The organism is Ketogulonicigenium vulgare WSH-001 (assembly GCF_000223375.1).
In the GTDB taxonomy this organism is placed as follows: domain Bacteria; phylum Pseudomonadota; class Alphaproteobacteria; order Rhodobacterales; family Rhodobacteraceae; genus Ketogulonicigenium; species Ketogulonicigenium vulgare.
In genome coordinates, this window is sequence record NC_017384.1 from 428483 (window position 1) to 440832 (window position 12350).

At 61.5% G+C, this 12350-nt stretch carries 12 protein-coding genes; 2 read left to right on the top strand and 10 right to left on the bottom strand.

From position 1 onward, the window contains the following. Nucleotides 1-13: 13 nt before the first annotated feature. Entirely contained in the window at nt 14-1582 is a 1569-nt protein-coding gene (locus KVU_RS02020) for a Ppx/GppA family phosphatase (protein ID WP_014537522.1), read from the top strand. Here the strand turns inward: KVU_RS02020 and KVU_RS02025 are convergent, their stop codons facing one another. From KVU_RS02025 to trpS, 3 genes are all read right to left on the bottom strand, one after another. Further along, nucleotides 1583-2038, bottom strand: coding sequence for a universal stress protein (locus tag KVU_RS02025; RefSeq protein WP_013383650.1), 456 nt, complete (start codon nt 2036-2038; stop codon nt 1583-1585). A 73-nt stretch (nt 2039-2111) separates the two neighbouring features. Beyond that, on the bottom strand, nt 2112-3194 hold the full coding sequence (locus tag KVU_RS02030; RefSeq protein ID WP_013383651.1) for a hypothetical protein: 1083 nt from the start codon (nt 3192-3194) through the stop codon (nt 2112-2114). 65 nt (nt 3195-3259) lie between these two features. Further along, complete coding sequence (gene trpS / locus KVU_RS02035) at nt 3260-4294, bottom strand: tryptophan--tRNA ligase (RefSeq protein ID WP_013383652.1); 1035 nt, start codon at nt 4292-4294, stop codon at nt 3260-3262. Between the two features lie 71 nt (nt 4295-4365). On the opposite strand from trpS, the gene KVU_RS02040 reads away from it, so the two are divergent. Then, nucleotides 4366-5058, top strand: coding sequence for a rhomboid family intramembrane serine protease (locus KVU_RS02040; RefSeq protein ID WP_013383653.1), 693 nt, complete (start codon nt 4366-4368; stop codon nt 5056-5058). Here the strand turns inward: KVU_RS02040 and KVU_RS02045 are convergent, their stop codons facing one another. The 7 genes from KVU_RS02045 to KVU_RS02075 form a co-directional block, all read right to left on the bottom strand. After that, nucleotides 5059-5814 (bottom strand): TIGR02186 family protein, encoded by a 756-nt coding sequence (locus KVU_RS02045; RefSeq protein ID WP_014537523.1) that lies wholly within the window; start codon nt 5812-5814, stop codon nt 5059-5061. Further along, on the bottom strand, nt 5814-6728 hold the full coding sequence (locus tag KVU_RS02050) for a sulfite exporter TauE/SafE family protein (RefSeq protein WP_013383655.1): 915 nt from the start codon (nt 6726-6728) through the stop codon (nt 5814-5816). The genes KVU_RS02045 and KVU_RS02050 overlap by 1 nt, the downstream gene beginning before the upstream one ends. An 80-nt stretch (nt 6729-6808) precedes the next feature. Next, on the bottom strand, nt 6809-7612 hold the full coding sequence (locus KVU_RS02055; RefSeq protein ID WP_013383656.1) for a purine-nucleoside phosphorylase: 804 nt from the start codon (nt 7610-7612) through the stop codon (nt 6809-6811). After that, nucleotides 7596-8564, bottom strand: a complete 969-nt coding sequence (locus tag KVU_RS02060) for an ABC transporter permease (protein WP_013383657.1) — start codon at nt 8562-8564, stop codon at nt 7596-7598. Before KVU_RS02060 ends, KVU_RS02055 begins: the two co-directional genes overlap by 17 nt. Nucleotides 8565-8567: 3 nt before the next feature. Further along, the gene (locus KVU_RS02065) at nt 8568-9683 is read right to left on the bottom strand and encodes an ABC transporter permease (RefSeq protein WP_013383658.1); all 1116 of its coding nucleotides are present in this window, start codon (nt 9681-9683) and stop codon (nt 8568-8570) included. After that, on the bottom strand, nt 9684-11231 hold the full coding sequence (locus tag KVU_RS02070) for an ABC transporter ATP-binding protein (protein ID WP_013383659.1): 1548 nt from the start codon (nt 11229-11231) through the stop codon (nt 9684-9686). It lies immediately after the preceding gene. Nucleotides 11232-11312: 81 nt separating this feature from the next. After that, a complete protein-coding gene (locus KVU_RS02075) occupies nt 11313-12311 on the bottom strand; it encodes a BMP family lipoprotein (protein WP_013383660.1) in 999 nt (332 codons plus the stop codon). Between the last annotated feature and the right edge of the window lie 39 nt (nt 12312-12350).

Genomic DNA, 12350 nt, shown 5'->3' on the forward strand with positions numbered 1-12350 from the left:
ACGAGGGGTCCTCATGGGTAAGATCGCAACCGCCACCGGCGCATGGCTTCCGTTTGACGATCGGGTTTTTGGCGAAGATCTTGGCCAAAGCGATCCGGCAAACTGCATGGCCATCCAGCGTATCGGCGTGGTGGATGTGGGGTCGAACTCGATCCGTCTGGTGGTTTTTGATGGCGCGGTGCGCAGCCCTGCCTATTTCTACAATGAAAAAGTCATGGCCGCGCTGGGCGAGGGGTTTTCCGAAACCGGCAGGCTTAGCCCAAAGGGCAAGGTGCGTGCGATGGCTGCGCTGGCGCGGTTTGCGGCACTGGCGCGCGGCATGGGGATCGAACTTTCGGCCGTTGCGACCGCAGCCGTGCGCGAGGCCAGCGACGGCCCCGCCTTTTGCGACGAGGTCCTGCGCGAGACGGGGATCGAGCTGCACGTGATCCCTGGCGAGGAAGAGGCGCGTCTGTCTGCACAAGGCGTGCTGCTGGGCTGGCCACGCAGCTATGGTATGGTCTGTGATATCGGCGGCTCGTCGATGGAGCTGGCCGATCTGGCGGATGGCAAGATCGGCCAACGCGTCACATCCCCCCTCGGCCCGCTGAAACTGCGCGAGGTCAAGGGCGGGCAGGCGGGTCTGGATGCCTATATCGCGCGCGAAATCGCAACCTTGCACGAATCCATGCAGTTCGAAGCCGCCATGCGCTTGTTTCTGGTCGGCGGATCGTGGCGGGCCATCGCGCGTATCGATATGGAGCGGCGCAACTACCCGCTGACCATCGTGCATGAATATCGCATGACCGCCGAAGCCGTCGCCGCCACCCGTGCCTATATCGCCGATGCCGATTTGAACGATCTGCGCGGCCGCTGCGATATTTCCGAAGATCGCATGGCACTGGTGCCTTTGGCGATTCAGGTGCTGGACGCGCTGTGCCAGACCTTCCAGCCCAAAGATATCGCGGTCTCCTCCTATGGCATTCGCGAGGGGTTGCTTTACGAGCAGATGTCGCCCGCCCTGCGCGAGACCGACCCCCTGATCGCCTCGGCCCGCCATTCCGAGGCGCAGAACGCCCGCCTGCCGGGTTTTGGCGATGTGCTTTATGATTTCATCATGCCGCTCTTCCCGGATGCCGATTGGCAGCGCAAGCGGATCATCCGCGCTGCCTGCCTGCTGCATGATGTCAGCTGGCGCGCCCACCCCGATTTCCGCGCCGAGGTGTGTTTCGAAAACGCGACCCGCGCGAACCTTGGCGGGCTGAAACACGAGGAACGCATCTTCCTCGGCATGGCGCTGATGCACCGCTATTCCAGCAAAAAGCAAAAGCGTTTCGCCGATATCTTTGCCTACCTGCCCGAGGATGAGCAGCGGCAGGCCGCCATTTTGGGCCGCGCCATGCGCTTGGGCGCAATGCTGTGGATCGGCGCGCATGAAGCGCCCGGCACACTGGTGCTGCGCCGCGACGGCGATAAGCTGGAGGTCGAGCTATCGCTGGAGCGCCGGGCCGAGCCGCTCTTTGGCGAGGTGGCGCAGGCGCGCCTGAAGAACCTTGCGAATGCGATGGGGGCAAAGCATTCGGTCGTCATTACCGATTGCTGATCAGGTAATCTTTTCCAGCTGTTCCTTGGTCATCTCGCCGGGTACGATCGTCACGGGTACAGGCAGCGTGCCCGCCTGACGCATCAGCGCGGTGATGATGGGGCCGGGGCCTTTGTTGTCACTCGAGGCGCCCAGTACCAGCACGCCGATTTCGGCATCATCGCGGATCTGGTTCAGAATCTCGGTGACGGTGTCGCCCTCGCGGATCACCAGTTCGGGGTCGATATTCTGGCGGTCGCGCATCCATTTGGCGAAAACCTCGAAATGGACTTCGATCCGCTCGCGCGCTTCGGCGCGCATCAGTTCGGCCACGCCGATCCACTGGCCGAATTCCTCGGGCGAGATCACCGAAAGCACTTGGACGGCACCGCCGGTTTTCGCGGCGCGCATGGCGGCAAAACGGATGGCGTTCAGGCATTCGCGCGTCTCGTCCAACACGACTAGGGATTTGCGCATGATCTGTCTCCGATAACTTCGGGCATGTTTCACCCATCAAAGCGCGCCGCGCAAGGCGTTTAGTGCGCGGCTTTTAGCGCAAGGACCGCCGCAGCACGCGCAGACCAAACTGCGCCGCCCAGCCGCCCAGCAACGCGGCCCATTGGCCAGCCAGCAGCAAAATGCCGGTGATCGCGGCGAAAACATCGTCCGACAGCCGCGCGGCGATGCGAAAGACGCGGGACTTGCCCAGCACTTCGAATGTGCGGGGGGCATCGACGCCTACCGCATCGGTCACGCGGGCGACGCGGGCCATATCGGCGCCGTTATCCACATGCGCCAGCAGGCGGATGCCATCGGCGGGCGAGGTGCGGGTGACGATCTGGCCAAAATCCCCCGCCATACGGCCAAGGGGTGCGATGCGGGTCATGTCCACCACATCGCCCACTGCGGCGCGGCCAATGGTCAGATCACCGACGCGGCCCCAGTTCACCGGCACATCCGCCGCCTCGCGCAGGGTGCGCAGCAGGGCGGGCGGCAGTTTGCCCATGCCCTTTGCGACCTTTAGCGCGCCCGCGCCGGCCTTGACGATATAGCTGCTACCGCCCGAGACCAGCACCAGACCCGTCGCGCCCAACCCCACGACGGCAAGGGTCACGTCGAGCTGGTCGACCTCTTGCCCGGTTGCGGCGTCAATTCCGGCTTGGGTCAGCACGAATACATCGTCCACAGGCGTCAGGATCACCGGGCCCTTGCACCACAGGGCCTGACTGATCGACTGGCAATTGTCGAAATCCCACATGCAGGCGACGCAATCGGTTGCACGGTTAAAGGGATTGTCCAGCCGATCGACCAGGGCGGAATGCCGCTCTAGCACATCACTTGGCAGGGTCAGGTCGCGCGCGTCCGCCAGCGCGATCAGCGCATCGGCCATTTCGCGATCCGTGTTGGTCACGGCATTGTCGATGAGGATGGCAAGACGCTCGGGCGTCGCCTCGGCATTGACGGCGCGGGCAAGACTGGCTTGCAGCTGCGCGCCGGTCTGTTGCAGCGTGATCGCCGCAAAGGGCGTATTGCGCAGCACATTGAACGTGTGGCTGGTGGTATAGGCCGCCAACCCCAGCAGCAGCGCGTAATGCAGCCCGCGCCCCCCCTTTGAAACCGCATCGCGTGCCACCCAACCGCGCTTTTTAACTTTGCGCGGCGGGGTGGTGTGATGTGGGGGGCGCGGGCCTGCGGTAATCAGCGCACAAGCCCTACGATATCATAGGTTTGCTGCAGGATCGGATTCGCGATTTCGCGTGCGCGTTCAGCCCCGCGGGCCAGATAGCGGTCGAGTTCGGCCCGGTCACCCATCAGGCGCTTCATCTCGGTCGAGATGGGCGCAAGCTGGTCCACGGCCAGGTCGGCCAGCGCAGGCTTGAACTTGCCCCAGCCTTCGCCGGCATATTGCGCCAGCACTTGATCGACCGACAGATCGGCCAGACCGGCATAGATATTCACCAGATTCTTGGCCTCGGGGCGGTGGTCCAGCTCGGCCGCCGTTTCGGGCAGGGCCTCCATGTCCGAGCGGGCTTTCTTGAATTTCTTCGAGATCGCATCCGCGTCGTCCAGCATATTGATCCGCTCCATGTCGGATTCGCCGGATTTCGACATTTTCTTGGTGCCGTCGCGCAGGTTCATGATGCGCATGGCGGGGCCCTCGATCACGGGAATCGTTTCGGGAAAGAAATCGACCTTGTAATCGTGGTTGAACTTATTCGCGATATCGCGGGTCAGCTCGACATGCTGCTTTTGGTCTTCGCCCACCGGCACATGCGTTGCGTGATACAGCAAAATGTCCGCCGCCATCAGCGAGGGATAGGCATAAAGGCCCAGCGACTGCTTTTCAGCGCCGCTGCCCGCCTTTTCCTTGAACTGCGTCATGCGGTTCATCCAACCCACGCGCGCGACGCAGTTGAAAATCCAGCCCAGTTCCGCATGCGCAGGCACGCGGCTTTGGTTGAACAGGATCGATTTTTCTGGGTCGATGCCAGCCGCCAGATAGCCGGCTGTCACTTCATAGGTCGCTTCGCGCAGGTCAGCTGGGTCTTGCCAGACGGTGATCGCGTGCAGATCTACGATACAGTATAGCGTGGTCTCGAATTCGCCTTGGTCCTGGGTCTGGACGAACCGCTTGATCGCGCCCAAATAGTTACCAAGTTGCAGACCACCCGAGGGCTTGATGCCCGAGAACACGCGCTTGGCGAAATTCGCCTTGGCCGTCGTTTCCGTCATGGTGATTGTCCCGCTGGATTAACAGTGCCAATGGGCTTACCCATGCGGCAAAACGACGTCAAGGAGAGGTCATGAGACACCCGAGCCCCTTTAAGCCCGAAAGCGCGGTAAATCCGCTGCCGCCGGTGGTCATTGTGCCCTTTTTGATCGTGGTTGCGGTCGAATTACTGCTGGCTGTGGCGGATGCCGGGATTTTCGGATCAGACGGCCGGATGTGGCGGCGCGATGCGATGCTGGCCTTTGGGTTCAACCCGCAGATGCTGGATTATGTGCTGGCCGGACGGCTGGACCCGATGATCCTGAAAAATTTCGTCACCTATGTCTTTGTGAACTTTTCGACCATGGGCGCCATTTTTGGCATCGTGCTGCTGCTGGCGCTGGGTAAATTCGTCAGCGAGGCATTCAGCCAATTGTCGGTTGTCGCGATCTTGTTGGTCTCGACCATTGGCGGCGCGGTCGTCTTTGGCCTGTTCGCGCCCGACCAAGCGTGGCTGTCGGGCCTTTATCCCGCGGCTTATGGGTTGATCGGTGGCTATACCTATGCGCTGTGGCTGCGGTTCGGGCGCGGCGACAGTCGCCGGTTTCAGGCCTTTCAACTGATCGGTTTACTGATGGGGCTGCAATTGGTGTTCGGCCTGCTGTTTGGCGCGCATCCGGCATGGATTGCCGAACTGTCGGGCTTTGTCCTTGGCGGTCTGACGGCGATTGTGGTTGCGCCCGGCGGCTGGCAGGCCCTGCGGCGCAGGCTGCAACAGCGCGGCTGATCAGCGGCGCTGCCAGTGGCGGAAGGCCTCGGACGCGCCCCAGCCTGCCACCAGCGCCATCAGCAGCGTGAGCAGCCCGTAAAAGAACGGCTGCTCATGCGCGACGGTATAGAGCCACCGCTCGATCCCGGCTTTGTGGACGTCGATCGGTGTTTCGGTCGAATCAATCACCTGACCGTCGCGCAACAGGAAAATGCGGGCGCGGTAATTGCCCTCGGTCAGATTGGCGGGCAGGGCGATGCGGGTGCGAAACAGCGCATCCTGCTCTAGCACGACATCGCCCTCGCGGGTTTGGTACATGCCCTCGGCCGTGCGGATACGGATTAGCGCTTGGGAAAAGGCATCTACATCCTCGCGCGTGGTGCCCGTGGCGTAAACCGCACGCGGCACGGTGATTGCATGCACAATATCGACCGAGGCGGGCAGGATATCCGCCAAGGGCCGCGTCGAGGCCGCCGCATAAAAAGACGGGGCAAGGCTGATCCGCTCGCCCTCGGCATTCAGCCAGATGCCAAAAACGCGGTCACGTTTGCGCACCAGAACCGGAGTGAGAGGGCCCGATACGGTCACGATCACATCCAGTTGTGCAGCATCCGCAGGCACGGGCGCATCGCGTTTGATAGCGCCAAAGATCAGAATATCCTCGCCATCAAAACGGGCGGTAATGCCAACCGAATCGGCAGACAACCCCAGCACGATCTGTTCGGCGCGGGCGGGCAGGGTCAGCAGCAGGATCATCAGCACCAGACGGATCATCAGCGTCCCCGCAATACTTCTAGGGAATACAGCTCGTCCGGGCGCAGGATCAGCCCCAGCGCAAGCTGTCCTGCAACCAGCAGCACCAGCAGCGCCATCAAGATGCGCAGCTGTTCCGCCCGCAGGCGCATCCCGATGCGGGTGCCGATCTGCGCGCCGACAACGCCGCCCAGGATCAGCATCAGCCCCAGCAGGATATCGACGGTATAGTTCGTCGTCGCGTGCAGCATCGTGGTAAAGGCGGTGACAAAGATGATCTGGAACAGCGACGTGCCCACAACCACCTTTGTCGGCATACCCAGCAGATAGATCATCGCGGGCACCATGATGAACCCGCCGCCGACACCCATGATCCCCGACAAAACGCCCACGCCCGTGCCCACCAGCAGCGGCGGGATCACCGAAATATAAAGGCCCGAGACGCGGAATTTCATCTTCAGCGGCAGGTTATGCACCCAGTTGTGCCGCTTGCGTGCCGGCACCACGCCGCTGCGCTGGCGCAGCAGGGCGCGGGTGCCCTCGACCAGCATCATGGCGCCGATGGTGCCAAGCAAGATCACATAGGACAGGGTGATCATCAGATCGACCTGACCCATGCGGCGCATCCAGTTGAAGATACCCACCCCGATCGCCGCACCCACAAGGCCGCCGATCATCAGCACCGTGCCCATCCGCAGATCGACATTCTTGCGCCGCAGATGCGCGAACAGCCCCGATACGGATGAGGCGACAATCTGGTTCGTTGCGGTTGCAACGGCGACGGCCGATGGGATGCCCGAAAAGATCAGCAACGGCGTGATCAAAAAGCCGCCGCCCACGCCAAACATTCCCGACAGGATGCCAACGATCCAGCCAAGCCCGAAAATCCAAAGAGCATCGACCGAAACTTCGGCTATGGGCAGATAGATCGTCATCGTGCGCCCGGGCATGAGGGGTGAATGATGGGTCTGCCCCCAGTCAAATCATCCCTATGCCGCCGCGACAAGGGTTCAATTCAGGAAAGTGATTGTAAGTAGCGCCGCAGCACCAGTTCCAGTTTCGCCGCGCCAATTGGGGCCATGGCTTTGGTCTGTTCATGGCTGAGGGATTCGTCGCTGAGGCCCGCACCCATATTGGTGATGGTCGAAATCGCGGCGACTTTCAGGCCAAGGAACCGCGCCAAAATCACCTCGGGCACGGTCGACATGCCGACGGCATCGGCGCCAAGGATGCGGATGGCGCGAATCTCGGCGGGCGTTTCAAAACTCGGGCCAGAGAACCAGGCATAGACCCCCTCGGGCAGGGCGGTACCAGTCGCGGCCGCCGCAGCCAGCAGCGCGGCGCGCAGGGCGGGGTCATAGGCATCGCCCATCGGCACGAAACGCTGGTCGGTCGCCTCGCCGATCAGCGGGTTCAGTCCGGAAAAGTTGATATGGTCGTTGATCAGCATGATCGAGCCGGTCGGGCAATCGGCGCGCAGCGAGCCTGCCGCATTCGTCGCGATGACATGATCGGCACCGAGGCCCTGCAACACCTCGAGCGGCAGGCGCATGACAGAGGGGTTGCCATCCTCGTAATAATGGCTGCGACCGCCAAAGACCGCAACGCGTACGCCCTCAAGATTTCCAATGACCAGCTTTTTATTATGGCCGCTGACATTGCCGACCGGAAAGCCGGGCAGGTCGCTATAGGGGATCGCAATGCCCTCCAGTTGATCGGCCAAATGGCCAAGGCCCGATCCAAGGATCAGGCCCAGACGCACGGGCTGATCGTCCGCGCGTGATTTTATCGCTGCAACAAGATCAGCGCTCTTTGACATAGGGGACGCCTCCGGCACGCGGGCCGATGGCTTTGCCGACAAAGCCCGCAAGGATGATGACGGTCAGGATATAGGGCAGCGCATCCATGAACTGGCCGGGGATACGGGTGCCGAAAATCTCGATCGCCTGATAGCGGATCGCGGCGGCTTGCAAGATGCCAAACAGCAGCACGGCCCACATGGCATGCCACGGACGCCATTTCGCAAAGATCAGCGCGGCAAGGGCGATATAGCCGCGGTTGGCGGTCATATCCTTGACAAAGCCTGCCGCAGGCACGGCGGTCGCCAGTTGCGCGCCGGCCAGTGCGCACAGCACCGCACAGATCGCAACCGCCGCATAGCGCAGTTTGACGACTGAGATCCCCGCCGTATCCACCGCCGCCGGATTTTCACCCACAGCGCGCATTCGCAGGCCAAAGCGCGTGCGATACAGCAGCCACCACGTAAAGGGCACCGCCAAGAACGCGATATAGGTTAGGATCGAGTGGTTCGACAGCACGCGGGCATAGAACGGGCCGAAATAGGCAATCTCGCTGATCTGATCGGCGAAAGGCAGCGTTAGACGCGGAAAGCGCATCTCGCCGGACAGTTGCGGTGTGCGTCCGCCCTGACCGAACCATGCATTCGCCAGCATCACCGTCATGCCCGAGGCGAGGAAGTTCAGCGCGACGCCCGAGATCAGCTGGTTGCCACGGAAGGTAATCGCGGCAAGGCCGTGAATGCCCGACAGCAGCAGCGTCGCGATAATCCCCGCGCCAAGGCCCAACCAGACATTTCCCGTGAAATAGGCGAACGAGGCCGAAATACAGGCCGACATCAGCATTTTGCCTTCAAGGCTGATGTCAAAAATCCCCGCGCGTTCCGAATAAAGCCCGGCCAGACAGGCCAGCAGCAGCGGGGTCGAGATCCGGATCATGCTCTCGAGGATGAGGATAATATCCATATAGGTCATGATTTACTCCGCCGCCTTCGCCGATCTGCCGCCGCGCAGGCTGATGAACAGCCGCTCGAGCGGGGTGCGCACCATCGTATCGAGCGCACCGGTGAACAGGATCACAAGAGCCTGGATCACAACGACCAATTCACGCGGGATGCGCAGGGTCTGGTCTTGGCTGAGGGACATGCCGCCTTGATACAGCACACCAAACAGCAGCGCCGCCAGCACGATGCCGACAGGGTGATTGCGGCCCATCAGCGCCACGGCGATACCGATAAAGCCCGCGCCTTCGACCGCGCCAAGGATCAGACGCTCGGCCTCGCCCTGCACGTTGTTCAGCGCCATCATCCCGGCAAGACCGCCTGAAATCGCCATTGTAATCATGATGATACGGAAAGGATTGATACCTGCGTATTTCGCCGCTGGCTCGGATTTGCCCAAGGATCGCATCTCATAGCCCAGACGCGTGTGCCAGATCAGCACCCAGACGGCGGCGGCAGCAATGATCGCGATCACAAAGGAAAAGTTCGCCATCGCCCCGCGCGAGAATGCGATGCCAAAGGGCGCCAGCATATCGTGAAAGCTCGGCAGATGGGTCGTGGCGGGGAAGCTGGCCGAGGCTGGCTCCATCCCGCCCGGCGATTTCAGCGGGCCGACGAGCAGATAGTTCAGCAGCGCAAAGGCCATCTGGTTGAACATGATCGTGGTGATCACAATATGGCTGCCGCGCTTGGCTTGCAGATAGGCCGGCACAAACGCCCAAGCCGCCCCCGCAGCCGCAGCCCCCACGATCGAGCAGACCAGCGCCAGCGACCAATGCGGAAACGGGATCATCAGGCAGACGATGGCAACGCCAAGCCCGCCCAGCATCGCCTGACCTTCGCCGCCGATGTTGAACAGCCCCGCATGGGCCGCCACTGCGACCGCAAGGCCGGTAAAGATAAAGTTCGTGGCGTAATAGATCGTATTGCCAAAATTATACTGGCTGCCCAGCGCGCCGTTCAGCATCACTTGCAGCGCGGCAATCGGGTTCGACCCCAGCGCCAGAATGACCAGCCCCGAGATGATCGCCGCCAAGATCAGTGAGATCAGCGGGATCAGAACCACATCGGCCCATTTGGGCATCTTTTCCATTTACGCGGCCTCCCCGGCACTCATACCGGCCATCATCAGGCCTAGTTCGTTTTCTGTGGTTGTACCGCTGGCGCGTTCGCCCATCATCTTGCCGTCGAACATGACGGCGATGCGGTCGGACAGCGACATGATCTCGTCCAGCTCGACCGAGACTAGCAGCACGGCCTTGCCCTTGTCGCGCAGGGCGACAACCTGTTGGTGAATGAATTCAATCGCGCCAATGTCGACGCCGCGCGTCGGCTGGCCGATCAGCAGCACATCGGGGTTGCGTTCAACCTCGCGCGCGATGACCAGTTTTTGCTGATTGCCGCCCGAAAAATTACGTGCGGCCAGCATCTTATCCGGCGGGCGCACGTCATATTGCTGCATCTTTGCGTCGCAATCGGCCATGATGGCTGCGTTATCCATCAAAAAGCCATGTTTCACGAATTTCGGATCGTCCTGATAGCCAAAGGCGATGTTCTCCCAGGCTCGGAATTCCAGGATCAGGCCTTCGCGGTGGCGATCCTCGGGCACATGGGCGATCCCATCGTTACGGCGGGTCTTGCCGTCGGATTTCTTGCCCGTGATATCCAACTCGCGGCCGTTGACGCGCAAGGTGCCGCTGGCGGCGGCGCGATAGCCGCCCAAGACTTCCAGCAGTTCCGACTGGCCATTGCCGGCAACCCCCGCGATGCCGACAATCTCGCCCGCATGGACGGTCAGGCTGAGATCCTTGACGCGGTGGACCCCTTTGGAATCGTAGACATTCAGGTTTTTGATTTCCAGCAGCGGCGCACCGGGCGTCGCAGGCGTCTTTTCCACACGCAGCAGCACTTTGCGGCCGACCATCAGCTCGGCCAGATGGGTCGGGCTGGTCTGGGCGGTGTTCACGGTCGTCACCATCTCGCCGCGGCGCATGACCGAGACCTCGTCGGTGATTTCCATGATCTCGCGCAGCTTGTGGGTGATCAGGATGACGGTTTTACCCTCGCGCCGCAGATTGGCGAGGATGCGGAACAGGTGGTCGGCCTCGGCCGGGGTCAGAACGCCGGTCGGCTCGTCCAAAATCAGGATCTCGGCCTTGCGATAGAGGGCCTTTAGGATCTCGACCCGCTGTTGCATGCCGACGCCGATCTCTTCGATCACCGCATCGGGATCGACCTGCAATTCATATTCGCGCGACAGTTCCATCAACTGCTTGCGCGCTTTTGCCAGCGAGGGGCGCAGGAATAGCCCATCCTCGACGCCAAGGATGACGTTTTCAAGGACGGTGAAATTTTCAACCAGTTTAAAGTGCTGGAACACCATGCCGATACCGGCATTGATCGCGGCCTGGCTATCGGTGATCTCGACCGGCTTGCCGTTGATCAGGATGCGCCCCGAATCCGCGCGGTAAAAACCGTAAAGGATCGACATCAGCGTCGATTTACCCGCGCCATTTTCCCCGATGATCCCGTGGATCGTGCCCGGCTGCACCTTGATCGAAATGTCTTTATTGGCCTGAACGGGGCCGAAGGCCTTTGAGATGCCCTGAAGTTCGATGGCGGGGGGCGCGGTATCGCTCATATAGATTTACCCGAGGCTTGGTAAAGGGAACCCCGGCCGCACCATGCGGCGGGCCGGGGCGGGGTCTAAATGGTCTGTCGATTAGAACGACAGAACCGGGCAGGTCTGGTCGGTGTTATAGTTGTGAACCGAGATCTCGCCTGCGATGATCTGCGCCGAAGCCGCCTCGACCGCCGCCAGCATCTCGGGCGTCAGCAGCGATTCGTTGAATTCGTCCAGCGCAAAGCCAACGCCGCCCGAGGCCAGATCCATCACGACCAAACCCGGCTCGACATCAGCGCCTGCGGTGAACGAGGCATGCACAGCATTATCGACGCGCTTCAGCATCGAGGTCAGCATGAAACCGGGGTGCAGATAGTTTTGGTTGCTATCAACGCCGATGCCGAAAATCTCGCTGTCGGCAGCGGTTTGCAGCGCGCCAAGGCCAGCGGCGCCAGCGGCAGCGTAGACCACGTCCGAACCTTGGCCGATCTGGGCCAGGGTCAGCTCGGCGGCGCGGGGCGAATCGCTCCAGGCAGAGGGGGTGGTGCCGACCATATTGGCGACGATGTTGATGTTCGGATTCGCAGCCAGCGCACCTTGGGCATAGCCGCAGGCAAAGTTACGGATCAGCGGAATGTCCATGCCGCCAACAAAGCTGATGGTGCCGGTTTCCGATTTCAGCGCGGCCAGCATACCGACGAGGAACGAGCCTTGCTCTTCCGCGAACAGGATCGAGCGCACGTTCGGCGCATCAACAACGCCGTCGATGATGACGAATTTGGTGTCGGGGTAGTCGGGGGCGATTTCCGACAGCGGGGTGGCATTGGTGAAACCAGCCATGACGATCGGGTTATAGCCAGCTTCGGCGAAATTGCGGATCGCTTGGCTGCGCTGGGCGTCGGACGACAGCTCGACCTCAGCAAAGCTGTTGCCGGTCTCATTGGCCCAGGCCGTTGCGCCGTTGAACGAGCTTTCGTTGAAGGATTTGTCGAACTTACCGCCAAGATCATAGATCACTGCGGGGCCTTCGGCCAAAGCGGCACCTGCCGAAAGGGCGGCGACGGCACTTGCGCCGAGGAACAGGGACTTCAGGTTCATTTCTTTCTCCCGATTGGCTAGGGGCCGGTTTTCCGATCC

Bases quoted from the DNA above. Each gene is read 5' to 3' on its own strand.
- KVU_RS02075 (WP_013383660.1), bottom strand. From the start codon at position 12,311: ATGAACCTGAAGTCCCTGTTCCTCGGCGCAAGTGCCGTCGCCGCCCTT.
- KVU_RS02020 (WP_014537522.1), top strand. From the start codon at position 14: ATGGGTAAGATCGCAACCGCCACCGGCGCATGGCTTCCGTTTGACGAT.
- KVU_RS02040 (WP_013383653.1), top strand. From the start codon at position 4,366: ATGAGACACCCGAGCCCCTTTAAGCCCGAAAGCGCGGTAAATCCGCTG.
- trpS (WP_013383652.1), bottom strand. From the start codon at position 4,294: ATGACGGAAACGACGGCCAAGGCGAATTTCGCCAAGCGCGTGTTCTCG.
- KVU_RS02045 (WP_014537523.1), bottom strand. From the start codon at position 5,814: ATGATCCGTCTGGTGCTGATGATCCTGCTGCTGACCCTGCCCGCCCGC.
- KVU_RS02025 (WP_013383650.1), bottom strand. From the start codon at position 2,038: ATGCGCAAATCCCTAGTCGTGTTGGACGAGACGCGCGAATGCCTGAAC.
- KVU_RS02070 (WP_013383659.1), bottom strand. From the start codon at position 11,231: ATGAGCGATACCGCGCCCCCCGCCATCGAACTTCAGGGCATCTCAAAG.
- KVU_RS02065 (WP_013383658.1), bottom strand. From the start codon at position 9,683: ATGGAAAAGATGCCCAAATGGGCCGATGTGGTTCTGATCCCGCTGATC.
- KVU_RS02050 (WP_013383655.1), bottom strand. From the start codon at position 6,728: ATGACGATCTATCTGCCCATAGCCGAAGTTTCGGTCGATGCTCTTTGG.
- KVU_RS02060 (WP_013383657.1), bottom strand. From the start codon at position 8,564: ATGACCTATATGGATATTATCCTCATCCTCGAGAGCATGATCCGGATC.
- KVU_RS02055 (WP_013383656.1), bottom strand. From the start codon at position 7,612: ATGTCAAAGAGCGCTGATCTTGTTGCAGCGATAAAATCACGCGCGGAC.